Annotated in this window: 12 protein-coding genes and 1 tRNA gene; 4 read left to right on the forward strand and 9 right to left on the reverse strand. The window is 62.7% G+C overall.

The genetic code is table 11. From position 1 onward, the window contains the following. Positions 1–59: 59 nt before the first annotated feature. The 8 genes from rimK to PEM_RS13570 all read right to left on the reverse strand — a co-directional run bounded on the left by rimK (position 60) and on the right by PEM_RS13570 (position 10922). Positions 60–938: a 30S ribosomal protein S6--L-glutamate ligase gene (rimK, locus tag PEM_RS13525; protein WP_005418651.1), complete on the reverse strand. Its 879-nt coding sequence runs from the start codon at positions 936–938 to the stop codon at positions 60–62. Positions 939–1115: 177 nt separating this feature from the next. Then, positions 1116–1334 carry a hypothetical protein gene (locus PEM_RS13530; protein WP_111128025.1) on the reverse strand — a complete coding sequence of 73 codons (219 nt, stop codon included), beginning with the start codon at positions 1332–1334 and terminating at the stop codon, positions 1116–1118. Positions 1335–1756: 422 nt separating this feature from the next. Next, positions 1757–3001, reverse strand: coding sequence for an HlyD family efflux transporter periplasmic adaptor subunit (locus tag PEM_RS13535; protein ID WP_111174855.1), 1245 nt, complete (start codon positions 2999–3001; stop codon positions 1757–1759). Beyond that, complete coding sequence (locus tag PEM_RS13540) at positions 2998–5118, reverse strand: peptidase domain-containing ABC transporter (protein ID WP_240431625.1); 2121 nt, start codon at positions 5116–5118, stop codon at positions 2998–3000. Before PEM_RS13540 ends, PEM_RS13535 begins: the two co-directional genes overlap by 4 nt. A 360-nt stretch (positions 5119–5478) precedes the next feature. Then, a complete protein-coding gene (locus PEM_RS13545) occupies positions 5479–6126 on the reverse strand; it encodes a CPBP family glutamic-type intramembrane protease (RefSeq protein WP_231109041.1) in 648 nt (215 codons plus the stop codon). A gap of 1035 nt (positions 6127–7161) precedes the next feature. Next, on the reverse strand, positions 7162–8775 hold the full coding sequence (locus PEM_RS13560; RefSeq protein ID WP_240431553.1) for a site-specific integrase: 1614 nt from the start codon (positions 8773–8775) through the stop codon (positions 7162–7164). Between the two features lie 103 nt (positions 8776–8878). After that, positions 8879–8952, reverse strand: a tRNA-Gly gene (locus PEM_RS13565). Between the two features lie 116 nt (positions 8953–9068). Next, the gene (locus PEM_RS13570; RefSeq protein ID WP_111128028.1) at positions 9069–10922 is read right to left on the reverse strand and encodes an autotransporter domain-containing protein; all 1854 of its coding nucleotides are present in this window, start codon (positions 10920–10922) and stop codon (positions 9069–9071) included. A gap of 207 nt (positions 10923–11129) precedes the next feature. On the opposite strand from PEM_RS13570, the gene thiS reads away from it, so the two are divergent. From thiS to PEM_RS13590, 4 genes are all read left to right on the forward strand, one after another. Next, entirely contained in the window at positions 11130–11330 is a 201-nt protein-coding gene (thiS, locus tag PEM_RS13575) for a sulfur carrier protein ThiS (protein WP_005418796.1), read from the forward strand. Between the two features lie 117 nt (positions 11331–11447). Then, positions 11448–12242, forward strand: coding sequence for a thiazole synthase (locus tag PEM_RS13580; protein ID WP_005418798.1), 795 nt, complete (start codon positions 11448–11450; stop codon positions 12240–12242). After that, complete coding sequence (trmB, locus tag PEM_RS13585; RefSeq protein WP_005418800.1) at positions 12242–12976, forward strand: tRNA (guanosine(46)-N7)-methyltransferase TrmB; 735 nt, start codon at positions 12242–12244, stop codon at positions 12974–12976. The genes PEM_RS13580 and trmB overlap by 1 nt, the downstream gene beginning before the upstream one ends. A 27-nt stretch (positions 12977–13003) precedes the next feature. Next, positions 13004–14851, forward strand: coding sequence for an SLC13 family permease (locus tag PEM_RS13590; protein ID WP_005418803.1), 1848 nt, complete (start codon positions 13004–13006; stop codon positions 14849–14851). 132 nt (positions 14852–14983) lie between these two features. Here the strand turns inward: PEM_RS13590 and PEM_RS13595 are convergent, their stop codons facing one another. Continuing rightward, entirely contained in the window at positions 14984–15319 is a 336-nt protein-coding gene (locus PEM_RS13595) for a Rieske (2Fe-2S) protein (RefSeq protein WP_111174856.1), read from the reverse strand. Between the last annotated feature and the right edge of the window lies 1 nt (position 15320).

Consider the following 15320-nt stretch of genomic DNA (forward strand, 5'->3'; position numbering starts at 1 on the left):
TTAAAGCCTCGTTAAAGCCCCGGATCATTTACCCATGAGAATCACAACCCCATGAATAATCAAGGCTTTTTGATCTTCTCTACGTGTTCGATGATGCGTGTGGCCACGTCCACACCGCAGGCCGCTTCGATGCCCTCCAGCCCCGGCGTGGAGTTGACCTCCAGCACCAGCGGGCCGCGCGCGGAGCGGATCAGGTCCACGCCGCACACCGACAGGCCCAGCGCCTTGGCCGAACGCACCGCCACCTGCTGCTCGGCGCGACTGGCCTTGGCCGCCACGGCGGTGCCGCCAGCGTGCAGGTTGGAGCGGAAGTCACCCTCCGGTGCCTGCCGCTGCATCGACGCCACCACCTGGTCGCCCACCACGAAGCAGCGCAGGTCGGCGCCCTTGGCCTCGCCGATGAATTCCTGCATCAGGAAGTTGGCGTACAGGCCGCGCAGCGCTTCGACAATGCCGCGCGAGGCACTGGCCTTCTCGGTCAGGATCACGCCGCGACCCTGGGTGCCCTCATTGAGCTTCACCACATGCGGCGGCGGGCCAAGCATGGACAGCAGATCGACGGTGTCATCGGGGTTGTCGCCGAACACGGTAACCGGCATGTCGATGCCCTTGGCCGCCAGCAGCTGGTGCGCGCGCAGCTTGTCTCGCGAACGCAGGATGGCATCGGACGGATTGGGCGTGCGTGCGCCCATCAGTTCGAACTGGCGCAGCACGGCGGTGCCGTAGCGGGTGATCGAGGCACCGATGCGCGGAATGACCATGTCCACGCCGGTCATCGGCCGGCCCTTGTAGTGCATGGAAAAGCCATCGGCGGCGATGCGCATGTAGCAGCGCAACGGGTCGAGGATGCGCACGGTGTGGCCGCGCGCGCGCGCCGCCTCGACCAGCCGACGGGTGGAATACAGGGAGCTGTTGCGGGACAGGATGGCGAGCTTCATCGCGGAGGGATCGGTCGGCAGGCGCGCAGCATAGCGCGGGCGTGTGGCGGGCGGATGATGCCTGGCCGGCGCTGCCAGCACCGCCGGTGGTCGGCTCCAGCGGCGGCGATTCCGGCGAAGGAGTAACCGCCGCCGGATACACCACACGCCCGCATCACCGTGCGAGCGGGTTCCGCTTCAGAACCCGCGCGCGGATTCACCCAGCGCCGCGAGGCAGGTCGTCTGCGTGGCCGAGCCGGCCGAGGTGCTCTTGTAGATCTGCCACAGCAGTTGCGCGGCCTTCGGCCCACCGGCGCGACCCAGCGCACGCAATGCTTCCAGCTGCCGGGAGGTGCCGGCACCGGAGTTCTTGTAGATCTCGTGAATACTGCCGACGACGTCGTCCTTCGTTTCCATGCGCTGCTTCCCGTGTAGAAAATGCGGCAACGCTAACCGGGCGCGGATGGCCGTGGATATGAAACTAATCAGAAATGAAGAAGGCCGCTGATGAGCGGCCTTCTGTCTACGCGCGTGGCGTGATTGGAGCGGGCGATGGGAATCGAACCAATAGCCAGTCATGCGGCTGCACAATTAAATTCCCAGGCAGTTCGACTAAAATAAGTATACTCAAGACTAAAATAAGTACACTCAAAACGACGACTGAAAGCCCAGCAGAATTGCGGAAGAGCCATCAAGCACCGTTACGACGTGTCGCTATTGCGCCCCCACCCTTGGGACGTCGGTTGCATCCTGCAAATGAGGCTCAAGATGACACCTTAAGTGGCCGAGGTTGGGGACCACCAAGTGAGCACGCGTACGGTTATCGTCGCAAGCAAAGGCTAACCGCCCAGCTTCCCAGTAACAGAATAGAGAGGCTCCAGCAGCCATTCGTAGAGCTTGCGACGCTCACCCATGATATCGGCTTCAAGCTGCATGCCTGGGCGGAGCGTCTCCATCTTCCCGTATGCCAGCACTCCTTGTTGGTCCAACGAGACCAGGACCCGATACAAGGACTGCCTTGCATCGCCGTCCTTCTGGGATACTGTCAACGCGCTGCGAGAGATGCGGATGACCGTTCCTTCGTGGGCACCGAACTTCTGGTAAGGATAGGCTTGATAGCGCAAGAGAACCCGGTCGCCTGATTTGACGAACCCAATGGCCGAGCTGGGCACCAGCAGTTGTGCTCGAAGCTCGGATCCCTTGGGAAGTAGACTGAGAATGGGTTGGCCCGGCTGCACCGCCTGGCCGGCCTCGACGAGTCGATTTGCTACCAGTCCAGTTACTGGTGCGCGAAGCAGCAGCTCCCCGTCGGCCTCCATCCGGACGGTCTCCTGGCTCAATGCAGCCAGATCACGTTCCGAGGCCGCCTTGGCGGAGAGCCTCTGATGGGGAATTTCTGCTAGCCGCTGCTCCAGTTCAGCCAGGTTCCGCCGAATCGAGGTCGCTTGGCGTTGAAGGGCTTGTTGCGCGTTGACCGCCTCGAGTATCGATTGCTCTTGTTGGTTGATCTGAACCAGGCTTACGTAGCGCTCATCCTCGACGCTCCGAAATCGGGCGAGGGTCTCGCGACCAATTCGCACCTGCTCGCCGCGGGTGTGGATCTCTGCCTCAATCTGCGAAAGCTCGCGCAGCATCGCCGAGCGTTGGGCCTTGGCTCCCTCCTGTTGTGCCGCGAGCTGCCTGTCCTGGAACTCGCTCATCGCCTCCACACTGGTCATACGGGAGCGCTGTGCGTCAAGCAACGTGGACACGGCATCCTGCCCTGTGGAGGTGACCCGCGGCACATTGATCGTCAGCAGCCCGTCCTGGCGCCGGACGTGGTCGCCTTCTTCGACATCCAGTCTCGCAACCACGCCAGCCGACGGAGCGACCACGGTGGAAAGCCCGAGATCAGGCACAAGCTCGCCCATAACCCTGGATCTGCGTGAATACTCGCCCAGGTAGAGGAAGCCGACGATGGCCGAGGCAGCCATCGCTGCGAACACCGCAAGAATCCAGAAACGGAGCGGTTGCGCCAAGGACACTCCACCGAGCCAGCTTCGTCGCTGGGCATCGATGGCTTCCTTGCGGAAGAGGCCGCTCATGCGAGGACCTCCTCAAGGCCGTCCCGTGCGGCTTTCGCGGAGCTTGATGCGTTCTGCACCAACTCGCGCGCTACCGCGCCCGCGTGCATGATCAGCACCCGGTCTGCACTGGCGATGGTCTCTGGCCGATGGGCGATGATCACCCGGGTCAGCTCAAGTTGTCGGACGGCTTCATTCACCAGCCTTTCCCGCTCAACATCCAGATGGCTGGTTGCCTCGTCCAAGAATAGCAACTGGGGCTTGCGATACAGGGCGCGTGCAAGGATCACCCGCTGCTTCTGACCACCAGAGAGGGTCGTCCCCATGTCGCCGATCAGGCTGTTGTAGCCCATGGGCATCGCTGCGATGTCGTCATGCACAGCGGCCAACTCTGCGGCTTCACGCACCTTGGATTCATCATGGTGATCGTCTTCGAAGGCGATGTTCTCGCTGACACTTCCCGCGAAGAGCTGGTCATCTTGCATCACCGCGCCGATCATGCGGCGATACTCGCTTACGCTGACCTTTGACAAGGGCACGCCTCCGATGCGGATCTCACCTTCCGTCGGCTGGAGAAGGCCGAGGAGAATCTTGATCAGCGTGGTCTTTCCGCAGCCAGATGGGCCGATGATGGCGACTGACTCACCAGGATCCACTACAAAACTACAGTTCCTCAGCACCCAGGGCTCTCCGGGGGCATAGCGGAATCCAAGCCCTTCGACCTCAATTCGGATGCCGTCCGGCGACAGAGCGCAGGTGCTGGAAGCGAGGTTCTCTGGTTCGGTAAGAACAATGTCGGAGAGCCGTTCGCCGTGAAGACGGAGCATGCGGAACTCCACCCACTTGTCGATCAAGGCTCCCACTCGTTGTGAAAACTGGTCCTTGTAGGCGATGTAGGCAATCAGCATGCCCACGGAGAACACGTTCTCCATTGCCAGCAGTGCTCCCAGCCAAATTACCGCAATGCGCTCCAGTCCAAACAGCAACTGATTGGCCCCGCCGAAGCTCAGCCCAAACTTTGCTAGCCAAACGTCGTGATTGACCGTTTCGTTCATGAGATTGAAGTAGCCGGCCTGGCGAATGGACTCTCGGCCAGCAACTTTCACCGATTGAACCCCCCGGATGGACTCGAGCAGGTGGCTCTCCTGCCGTGCCCCGGCGATCAACTGCCTCTCTGTGCCTCGCCTGAGCGGGGCGAAGGCACAAGCACGCGCGATTGCATACAGAGCAACTGCAAGCAACGTGACCAGCGCCAGCTTCCAGCTGTAGAGCAGCATCATTCCCAGCGTCACCACCGCCATGAGGCCATCAATGAGCGCCTCTACGAAGCTGATCGTCAACGTTTGCTGGATAGCCTGGACGCTTCCCATGCGTGAGGTGACATCGCCCAAATGGCGCTTCTCAAAGAAGTCCAGGGGCAAACGCAACAGGTGCCGGAAGACGTTGCCGGTCCATTGCAGGTTGAGCCGGTTTGACAGGTAGATGACCGCCCGTCCTCGGACTTGCCCGATGCAGACTTGCAGCAACAGCGCCAGGGCAAACCCGGTGCCCAGCACGGTCAGCAAGTCCCTGTCATGGGCAATGAGGGCCTGATCCACGGTCCATTGCATGAAGAATGGTGCTATCAGAACAAACACCTGAAGAGCAATGGACAGAAGCAGCAGCAGGCTTAGTGCACGCCAGAATCCCTCGATCTTGCCCGTCAGCTGCGCGAGCGAGACGGCTGGCGGGCGAGGACTGGCCCGGAACTCGGCAGTTGGATACAACTCCAGCGCAATTCCGGTGAAATGGCGCGAGACTTCATCCAGAGAAAGCTTGCGTTTGCCAAAGGCGGGATCCAGAACGGTCACGACATTGCGACGGACATTGCTGATTACAACGAAGTGGTTGAGGTCCCAGTGTGCAATGCAGGGCAGTTGAAGTTGGCTCAGGTGCTCCAAGTCCAGGCGTAGCGGGCGGCAGCGAAAGCCTAGCGCGCCTCCAATTTCAATGACTTGAGCAAGCGTCGAGCCCTTAAGTGAGAGGGCATGGCGGCGGCGGAGTTCCCGCAGTCCAATGTTGTTGCCATGATGCGACGCGACCATGGCTAAGCATGCAAGACCGCATTCCGCTGCCTCGGATTGAATCACGGCGTCAATAAGATAGCATCTCTCTATCGCTAGAAATGGCGAATTGAACAGGGTAGTTGTTGGAGGTTCTGCAGAATTGCGCGTGATGCGAGAAGGGACGGGGTAGAACTCCCCGCCCCTTTAATCGTGAATTCAAACTACTGAGACTGTTCCGATCGCTTATCAGAATCTTCTTGCTTTGCGAGGTATTTCCCGCCGTGGTAGCCAGCTACAAAAAAATCAAAGGCTGCTACAAGAGCGAAAGCAAGGATGCTGGCGTCACTGTGCTTGGTCATTTGAATCAAAGGCTCCTCCGCGTTGACATTCGTGCTTGCCTGCGCGAGTCGCTGGCTTGAACGCACGGCGCTGCATGGGAAGGTCCGCTGGTGCTCACGACTGAATTCCGTAGTCCCTGAGCGTCGGGTAGAATATGACCCACTGCGTTATTGTGAGATTTATTGTGCCGTGGACTGTAGCCAGCTGGGTTATGCTCAGGTTGAATGGATAGGCCAAAATGCATAGCAGTATCGAAAATAGGAATGACGAGATAACGGCGTCGACGTGAACCGCAGCAAATGCCGCGCTAACCATGATGGTTCCCAATACGCGCCCGAAGTAGTGAGATACGCCATCAAAGAGCAGGTGTCTCACTACCTTCTCCTCGAAAAGAGGTCCGATGATGCAGGTCGAAATCAAGCCAAGAACATAGAAATTGATTGGAATTTCGCTAAAGGGGATGAATTTTGTGTGTGGTATTGCAGGGATTCCAACGACGTAAACCCAAATCGCGCCTCCAGCGATCCCAATGGCCACCAAGGCAGCGCCAAGCCGGAAAGTCCACTCTCTCCTGGGCTCATTGGGAAGTAGCCAGACACAAACCGCGAAGGCGAGAAGTTCGACGATCGCTCTTGATCCAAAAACGTCGAAGTATTTCAGAACTCCAAGTGCCGCACCGGCGCCCACAGTTGCAATTGCAGCTACGAATATCTTGTTCTCCGCTATGGGGCGAGGCCTCCAGTGCGCGATTCTCCTGAGCAAGAACTTTCTCCCGAGGGCCCAGGCCCCGAATTGGGCCTGGGCATTAGCTAACGCGCCTACATCATTCTGAATTGTGCCTCAGAGGTTCGGCCTCGTATTCACGCTGGCGCCCGATCAGGCATTCTGGATCATTGAGCCATGAGGTGATGGTAGATTAGACCAGCAGCGCCGATTCCACTGAAGGGCGCAACCCTTCCATACATATACGCGGTCTCCATGAAGCTGTGGAGAGTTCCGCTGACGTGGCTTCCTTCGCTCGAACCAATCTGAATGTTGATGCCCTTCGTACCGCCTGACACTTCTGCAAGTTCCAATTGACTAAGATCACGCATATAGCCTCCATTGCGATGCTGTCGGAGTAATGAGAGTTGCGAATTCGCCTCGAGACCAAGCGTGGCGGCATCGAGTTAACCAATATTCTCGATGCGCCGGAGCTTCGTCAGCGACGCGCTGTGGCCTTCGTGGTTCACATTGGTGCACCCAGCAGGCGCTTTCATTCAAGACTGTGACGGCCTTCCGCACAATCCAACTGAGGCCACTTGAAATGTTATGACATAACAATATATGTTCACGGGCTGTCCGCAGCCGAGGCTGCCTCGGGCCACTGTGTTGCTTGATGCACCTGTGACTTCGCAGCGGGCCGACCAATGCCTCGTCTGGCCAGCTCCGACGGAAGCCAAACTCTTGCCCTGCTCCTGCCGCCTCAGGCTGGAGCGTGCTCGGGCTTTGCTTTCGCGCGCTTTCGCGGAGCACCTTCGGACAGGAGTGCCTTGAGAACCGGTAGGTTCAAGTTGAAGTCCAGCACTGCCAGCCCAGGGGTGTTCACGCCCGGGCCATGCAGATCTTCTTGGACGGTGAATTCGCGGCTATACGTGGCTTGGTGCTCGTCGTCAGCTCGCTCAACCACCTGGACCCGCAACTCGGACGGTATGCCTGCGCGTCCGAGAGGCTGAACTTCTGCTTTCGAAGTGAGTGGAAACCGCGCCTCATCGGCTTCCACGTCTTGCCGGGCCAACGCCATCCCAGCCGCGGCAGTCATGCGGATGTTTTGTTTCTTTTTGCCTCTCGCGCAATTCGCTTGGCTTCCGTAGCGGCCCGTTGCAAGTTCTCCCCAAATTGACCCGGCACATGCGACGGCAGGGTCACCGGCGGATTGAACATCGCCAACGTCTCCACCCGCAGAGGCAAGGTCTCTGGCTGAACTGCCGCTGGCACGGCCAACCCGCTGTTGTCCACGTAGACTTTTCGCAAGACCGATTTGGGCGGTTTGCCATGTCCGGTGATGCGGCCAATGGCCACGTCCCTGGCACTGACCTCCATGCCGGTGGCCAGCAGCGCTCGATCCGTGTGGGTGATGAAGTAATGCCTAAAGGCATGAAATCCCATGCCCTCTTCGGTGACGCCTTGCCGCTTGATGTAGGTCGAAAACTGACGTGACAGCTGACGCCCAAAGCCCAGTCCTGTGCTGTTGGGAAGGTCCGGAAAAAGGCGATCCACGCCGGACGCTCGCACCTCATCTACGAAATGGAGGAAACCTGCATCCAGCACCGGTTGAGCCAATGGAACAAACCGCAGTGAGCTCGTGTTCTTGACCTTGTTTCCTTCTCCCCGAGTTGTGACCAGGAAGCCGGCAACCCCATCCACATGCATCACATCTGCTGCGCGCAGCTGCGCCACCTCGTTCACGCGCGCGCCGCTGTAGAGGCCCAGTATCGGCCCCCAGAAGCGGTGCGGATACTTCGAGGCCCAGCGCAAGAAACCTGCCCCGAATACCACCTTCAGTTCGTCATGCGTGAACGGGCGACCCGTTTCCGGCTCCTCCACTCCCCGCCGTTCCGACGGTGAGGCGACGCCCTCCATCGGGTCAAGCTGTAGAAGCCGCTGCTTGCGCAGGTGCGAAATAAACACCCCCAATCTGTCCCAATGCTTGTTGAGCGTCGCACTGGCCGGCGGCTTCTCTGCGTTGCGTTTCGACAGCGCAAGCACCTGAGGCACACTTAGGTCGCGATACAACTTGTTCTTGGTTGCGTTTCTGGGCCAATGCTCCACTGCGTCCATGAAGGCCTGCACGTGGTCAGCGTCCAGTGTGGCGACAGGAATGTCCCCAACAAGGCCCAACAGAATTCGCAGGCTGTGCCGACTTTCGATGATGGTCTTCGGCGCCAGCTTTCCCAAGCTGGCCAGATGCTTGTCGATGCAGGCGGAGAGCAGTGGTCCTGACGGGACCGCAGCCGACGTGGGCACCTGAGGAGGGTAGCCGGCCACCGCAGCAGCCAGCGGATCCTTCTCCGCCACTTGGCCCATCAGCCGCTCCAGCATCTCCACGTCCTGGAGTGTTTCCAGCTGAGCCTCAGCAACATGTGTTCCGTTGCGCAGGGTCATGCCTTTGATGATCAGGTCCCTGCGCCCAGCAGCGCGTGCCGCTTCCAGTGCCTTCTTCAGATCCACCGCGTCCCCCTGGCGTATCGCTTCGAATGCCTGAGAGAGTGCCACGCCCATGCAGGCGGCCACCAGCCGTGCCCTATCGCCGGCAGGCTCATGGAGAGGACGAACGAGGAAACGCGAACCGACGGCGCCACGCAGATCGATGGGCACAAGAAAGCGGGCGTATAGCCCACTGGGACGAGCAAGAAGCAGCGGCTTGGGCAAAAACGATACCTCGAACGATACCTAAACAGGTCGTTTGAGCATTCGTTCTTCTGCCAGTTCACACGTGCGCTATCAACAACTTAAGCGCAGATCACGTGACAAATGGAGCGGGCGATGGGAATCGAACCCACGTCAGTAGCTTGGGAAGCTACAGCTCTACCATTGAGCTACGCCCGCAGTGCGCGGTGAAAGTCTATGCGGTTGGCCCGGTGTTGCGCAATGGCGGCCACCGCATCCGCGAGGGGTCAGAGCCCTTTCCTCGCGGAAAGGGATCCGACCCCGGCGGTTGCTGCTTAGAACGTGCCGCTGAAGTTGGCGAACAGGGTGGCGTCCTGCGCGCGCTTCTGGCCGGTCGACGCGCTCAGGCCGAAGTTGCTCTGCAGCCCGAACAGTTCGGTGCGGGCACCCAGCACGACGGTGGCGTAGTTCTTGTCGAACTTCAGGCCCGGCACGCGGTAGCTGCCCAGTTCCGGCAGGGTCTGCAGCCAGGCGCTGGCCTGCTTGGTGTCCTCGAACTCGTGGTCGTAGGTCACCTGCGCGTACGGCTTGAGGGTGCCGCCATCGAAGCGGGCCTGCCAGCCGATGCGGCCGACGGTCGAATCGACGTTCTGGCGGTCGTAGCCCAGTGCAGTGGCCAGCGTGCCGGCCGCGGCGCTTTCGGTGTAACCGTCGATCTTCACCTTCTGCCAGATCACCGAAGCGATCGGGCCGTGACGGAAGCCGCCTTCGGTGCCGAACTCGTAACCGGCGTTCAGGGCGGCGGTCAGGTTGCTGCCGTCCGGCGAACCACCATGCTCACGGGTGGCCGGGCCCAGCTGGACCTTGCGATTCACGTCATAGGACAGCCAGGTGTAGCTGACCTGACCGTTCACCCAGATGCGGTCGCCGTACCAGCCAGCGAACAGACCGGCCGAGGTGTCCTTCTGGGTGAAGTCGCCACGGTTGTTGCCGAAGTCGGCGCTGAGGCGACCGAAACCGGCGAAGCCGCCGAACACCATGCCGTCGCGTGCCCAGTCGATACCGAACAGGCCGGCCGGGGCCAGCCCGTCGTACAGGTCGGCGTGGTCGTAGCGCTGCAGGTCACCCCGCACGCCCCCCCACCAGGACAGGCCGTCAGCCGGACGGCCGCCCAGGTGCATGCTGACCTGGTCGGCGCGCGAGCGGCCGATGGTCTGCGCCGAGTGACTCAGCACCTGCTGCAGGCGCGGCGCTTCCAGCACCGACACGGCGTACTGGCCCAGCAGCTGATGGCCGGCGGTGGTCGGGTGCACGCCATCGGCGAACAGGTAGGTGTTGGCCGCATCCGGGCTGACGTAGCTGGTCGGGTTGCAGGTCAGGATGCTCTGCGTCGAGTTGGCCGGATCGATCTTGCAGGCGGTGCTGGTGACGTTGGTGAAACCGTACATGCCCGGGTTGGCGGTCACTTCACGCAGGATGCTGAAGGTATCGAGCGGAATGAACTCGATGCCCGCCTGCTTCAGGCCACCGTACAGGGCCTTGTTGTAGCCGGCCGACAGTGCGGTGGCGGCGGCGGCATTGGGGCCGCGGAACTGTGGGGTGATGCCCACATCCGGCAGGTTCGGTACCAGCACGTACTGGGCGCCGGCCTGCTTCAGCGCACCCACCAGCGCGATCTGGTCGGTGACCGCTGCGCCGATGATGCCCTGCACCTGGGCCTGCGACGCGCCACCTGCCGCCGCACGGGTGGCCGCGAACAGATCATTGGCCCCTCCCCATACGGTGTACAGGGCGTTGCCGTCAGCCTTGCCACCGTTCGCGGCAAGGTAGCGGGTTGCTTGCGACTTCAGCGACGGAATCACGCCCAGGCCACCGGCCTCGTCCACCGACACGCGGGCACCGCCGACTGCATAGTTGTCACCGCTCTGGCCGTTGCCGTTGGCGGCGCCATTGAGGCCATAGTAGTTGGCGACCTGCTGCGACCACACCCAACCCGGGTTGGTGGTGAACTGGCCGGTGACCGGACGCACATCGGCCGGCAGCAGCGGGCGGAAATAGCCGGCATCGGTCAGGCTGTCGCCGAAGAACACGGCCTTGGAATACGGGGATTCGCCTGCCATGGCCGGAACCGCGGCCAGCGCGATCGCGGCCGCCATCAGGGAGCGGATCGGGCGTTTGCTGAGCAGCATGTAAGAAACTCCTGTGGGGATATCGTTGAGGACCCGGCGGACGTACGCCGGCGCACGGTGAATGGTTTCACTGCGCCGCGTTTTGCTCACGCTGCGCCGCCGCATGGATTGTCGCCCGGCAGCGTCGGACAACGCTGTGCCGGGGCTGGCGGCCGAGGCAATTTGCAAGGGTTCCGATCCGCGCAGGCCGTAGGCGACAATGCGGCGATGAACATCCAGCTCAACGGCGAACCCCGTACCCTGCCCGCCTCGGCGACCCTCCACGATCTGCTGCAGGCCGAGCAGTTGCTGCAACGCCGGGTCGCGGTCGAGGTCAACGGCGAGATCGTCAGCCGCAGCCGCCATGGCGAGCACGTCCTGGCCGAGGGCGACGTGGTGGAGATCGTGCACGCGCTGGGTGGGGGCTGAGGCTGCGCGGGTGTTCAGGGGTCAGATCCCTTTGCCGGTGGCAAAGGGATCTGACCCCACGCTCGACCCCGCCCTCTACGTGACCCCATCTTCAGGCGGATAAGCGATAATCGCGCCATGAACGTTCATGTCTCCCCCGATTCGCTGGTAATCGCCGGCAAGACCTATGGCTCGCGGCTGCTGACCGGCACCGGCAAGTTCAAGGACCTGGAAGAAACCCGCCTGGCGACCGAGGCCGCTGGTGCCCAGATCGTCACCGTGGCCATCCGCCGCACCAACATCGGGCAGAACCCGGGCGAGCCGAACCTGCTGGACGTGCTGCCGCCGGAGCGCTTCACCATCCTGCCCAACACCGCCGGCTGCTACACCGCCGAGGACGCGGTGCGTACGTGCCGCTTGGCCCGTGAACTGCTGGACGGCCACAACCTGACGAAGCTGGAAGTGCTCGGCGACCAGAAGACCCTGTACCCGGACGTGATGCAGACCCTGAAGGCCGCCGAGCAGCTGGTCAAGGACGGTTTCGAGGTGATGGTCTATACCTCCGACGACCCGATCCTGGCCAAGCGCCTGGAAGAGATCGGCTGCGCTGCGGTGATGCCGCTGGCCGCGCCGATCGGTTCGGGCCTGGGCATCCAGAACAAGTACAACCTGCTGCAGATCATCGAAGACGCCAAGGTCCCGATCATCGTTGATGCCGGCGTGGGTACCGCGTCGGACGCGGCGATCGCGATGGAGCTGGGCTGCGACGGCGTGCTGATGAACACCGCCATTGCCGGTGCGCGCAGCCCGGTGCTGATGGCCAGCGCGATGCGCAAGGCGGTCGAGGCCGGCCGCGAGGCCTTCCTGGCCGGGCGCATCCCGCGCAAGCGCTACGCCAGCGCCTCCTCGCCGGTGGATGGGCTGATCGGCTGATGACCAATCCTTTTGACAGCGCCGGTTCCAAGGCCCCGCCCAAGCCCTTCACCGTGAGCGAGGGCCGCCGCGAGGTGCGCAGCTTCGTATTGCGCCAAGGCCGTTTCACTCCCGCCCAGCAGCGCGCGTTCGACGAACGCTGGCCGCGCTTCGGCATCGATTACAACGGCCAGCCGCGCGACCTGGACGCCACCTTCGGCCGCCCGGCACACAAGGTGCTGGAGATCGGCTTCGGCAACGGTGCCGCGCTGCGCTTCGCGGCCCAGCACGACCCATCGCGCGACTACATCGGCATCGAGGTGCACGCCCCGGGCGTGGGCCGGCTGCTGAACGCGCTGGCCGAGGACGATGCCGACCACGTGCGCCTGTACCACCACGACGCGGTGGAAGTGCTGCAGAACGAGATCGCCGACGGCGCACTCGATGAAGTGCGCATCTACTTCCCGGACCCGTGGCACAAGAAGCGCCACAACAAGCGCCGCCTGCTGCAGCCGGCATTCGCCGAACTGCTGGTGCGCAAGCTGCGCCCGGGGGGCCGCCTGCACTGCGCGACCGACTGGGAAGACTACGCCGAGCAGATGTGGGACGTACTCGACGCAACCGCCGGGCTGGTCAACCGCGCCGGCCCGCGGGGCAGCGTGCCGCGCCCGGACTGGCGCCCGCAGACGCACTTCGAGACCCGCGGCCAGAAGCTGGGCCACGGCGTCTGGGACCTGCTGTACGACCGCACCTGACGATCGCCTGAGGACGCCGCGCCCCACATGGATACCGCGCTGACGCTGACCAACGACATGAAGCTCGTGCTCGGGCTGGTCGGCTTCACGATGGCGATGTTCCTGTTCGAGCGCATCCGCGCCGACGTGGTCGCGCTGGTGGTGCTGGTGGTGCTTGGTGTCACTGGGCTGATCGCGCCGGAGGAGATCTTCGGCGGTTTCTCCGGTAACGCGGTGATGAGCATCATCGCCACCACCATCCTCGGTGCGGGCCTGGACCGCACCGGGGCGCTGAACCGGCTGGCGGCCTGGCTGCTGCGGCGCGGCCACGGTGTCGAGCAACGGCTGCTGATGATGACCACCGCCATCGCCGGCCTGAACTCCTCCTTCATGCAGAACCCGTCGGTGATGGCGTTGTATCTGCCGGTTGCCTCACGACTGGCAGCGCGCACCGGGCTGACGATGCAGCGCCTGCTGCTGCCGATCTCGGCGGCGATCGTGATGGGCGGTGCGCTGACCATGGTCGGCAATTCGCCGCTGATCCTACTGAACGATCTGCTGGCCTCGGCCAACAACAACCTTCCCTCCGGCCTGGCCACCATCGAGCCGCTGCGCATGTTCGCGCCGCTGCCGATCGGTGTGGCGTTGCTGATCGCTTCGTTGCTGTACTTCCGCTACTACGGCGACCGCAAGCTGATCGAAGAGGAAAGCCTGGTCAATGACGGGGTCACCCCGGCGCGCACCGAGAGCTACTTCGCCAAGACCTATGGCATCGAAGGCGATGTGTTCGAGCTGGTGGTGACCGCCGAGAGCCCGCTGGTGGGCATGACCCTGGGCGAGGCCGAGACCCTGCACGATGCGCCGCTGCTGCTGGCCCTGAAGACCGGCAACGACACCCGCCTGGCGCCGCCGGCGGAGATGCGCATCTGGGTCGGCAGCGTGCTCGGTGCGATGGGACCGCGCCAGCAGATCAGCGACTTCGCGCAGAACCAGTTCCTGCGCATGTCCTCGCGCCTGAAGCACCTGGGTGACCTGTTCAACCCCAGCCGCGCCGGCATTTCCGAGGCAGTGGTGCCACCGACCTCGAACGTGATCGGCAAGAGTGCGGCCGATCTGCGACTTCGCAAGGAGCGCGGCATCAGCCTGCTGGCGATCAACCGCGACAAGCAGGTGATCCGCGAGGACGTGCGCGACGTGCAGCTGCGCGCCGGTGACATGCTGGTGTTCCACAGCATCTGGACCGACCTGGCGCAGGCCGCGCGCAGCCGCGACTTCGTGGTGGTGACCGACTATCCGACCGGCGAGCAGCGCCCGCACAAGTTCAAGATTGCGATGGCGATCTTCGCGCTGACCATCCTGATCGCGCTGACCAGCAAGCTGCCGGTGGCGCTGACGCTGATGACCGGCGTGGCCGGCATGCTGCTGACCGGCGTGCTGCGCATGGACGAGGCGTATGCCTCGATCAACTGGAAGACGGTGTTCATGATGGCCGGGCTGATTCCGCTCGGCTGGGCGATGGACTCCAGCGGTGCGGCCGCGTGGGTGGCCGGCCATACCATCGACAAGCTGCCGACCGGCATTCCGGTGTGGGTGCTGGAGGTGGCGCTGGCGCTGCTGACCACGGCGTTCTCGCTGGTGATCAGCCATGTGGGTGCGACCATCGTGATGGTGCCGATCGCGGTGAACCTGGCACTGGCGGCGGGGGGCAACCCGACCGCGTTCGCGCTGATCGTGGCGCTGTCGGCGTCCAACAACCTGATGACGGCCTCCAACCCGGTGATCTCGATGATCACTGGCCCGGCCAACTACACCCCGCGCGAGATGTGGCGGGTCGGCGGCCCGCTGTCGCTGATCTATACCTGCGTGGTGGTGCTGATGATCAACCTGATGTTCTGAGGGTTAGGTTCTACAGTAGATCCACGCCATGCGTGGATGCCTTTTGTAGCGTCGAGCCATGCTCGACTGCTCCTGGTTTGATGGGGTCAGAGCCGTTTTCCTGCGGAAAACGGATCCGACCCCCAGCTGGCCTCAGGCCAGGTAGACCAGCCCGTCGCGTACGTCCACCGGCACCGTACGCAGGCGGTCACCCTTGCACGGGCCGGCGATGCAGTCGCCGCTGTCCAGCGTGAACGAGGCGCCATGCGCGGCGCATACCAGGCGGCCCTCACGGCTCTTCAGGAACTGGCCTGGGGCCCAGTCCAGGCGGCGGCCAGCGTGCGGACAGATGTTCAGGAACGCGCGCACCTGCGCGCCGTCGCGGTACAGCACCAGCGATTCGGCATCGCCATCGACCACCGCTTCGACCTCGGCAAACGCGCCATCGGCAATGGCATCAAGGGCGATCAGGGCAGCAGCGATAGTCATG

The organism is Stenotrophomonas sp. Pemsol, from assembly GCF_003586545.1.
In the GTDB taxonomy this organism is placed as follows: Bacteria; Pseudomonadota; Gammaproteobacteria; order Xanthomonadales; family Xanthomonadaceae; genus Stenotrophomonas; species Stenotrophomonas sepilia.

Coding starts and splice junctions, on each gene's coding strand:
- PEM_RS13580 (WP_005418798.1), top strand. CDS start 11,448: ATGAACGTTCATGTCTCCCCCGATTCGCTGGTAATCGCCGGCAAGACC.
- rimK (WP_005418651.1), bottom strand. CDS start 938: ATGAAGCTCGCCATCCTGTCCCGCAACAGCTCCCTGTATTCCACCCGT.
- PEM_RS13530 (WP_111128025.1), bottom strand. CDS start 1,334: ATGGAAACGAAGGACGACGTCGTCGGCAGTATTCACGAGATCTACAAG.
- PEM_RS13595 (WP_111174856.1), bottom strand. CDS start 15,319: ATGACTATCGCTGCTGCCCTGATCGCCCTTGATGCCATTGCCGATGGC.
- thiS (WP_005418796.1), top strand. CDS start 11,130: ATGAACATCCAGCTCAACGGCGAACCCCGTACCCTGCCCGCCTCGGCG.
- PEM_RS13570 (WP_111128028.1), bottom strand. CDS start 10,922: ATGCTGCTCAGCAAACGCCCGATCCGCTCCCTGATGGCGGCCGCGATC.
- trmB (WP_005418800.1), top strand. CDS start 12,242: ATGACCAATCCTTTTGACAGCGCCGGTTCCAAGGCCCCGCCCAAGCCC.
- PEM_RS13535 (WP_111174855.1), bottom strand. CDS start 3,001: ATGAGCGGCCTCTTCCGCAAGGAAGCCATCGATGCCCAGCGACGAAGC.
- PEM_RS13590 (WP_005418803.1), top strand. CDS start 13,004: ATGGATACCGCGCTGACGCTGACCAACGACATGAAGCTCGTGCTCGGG.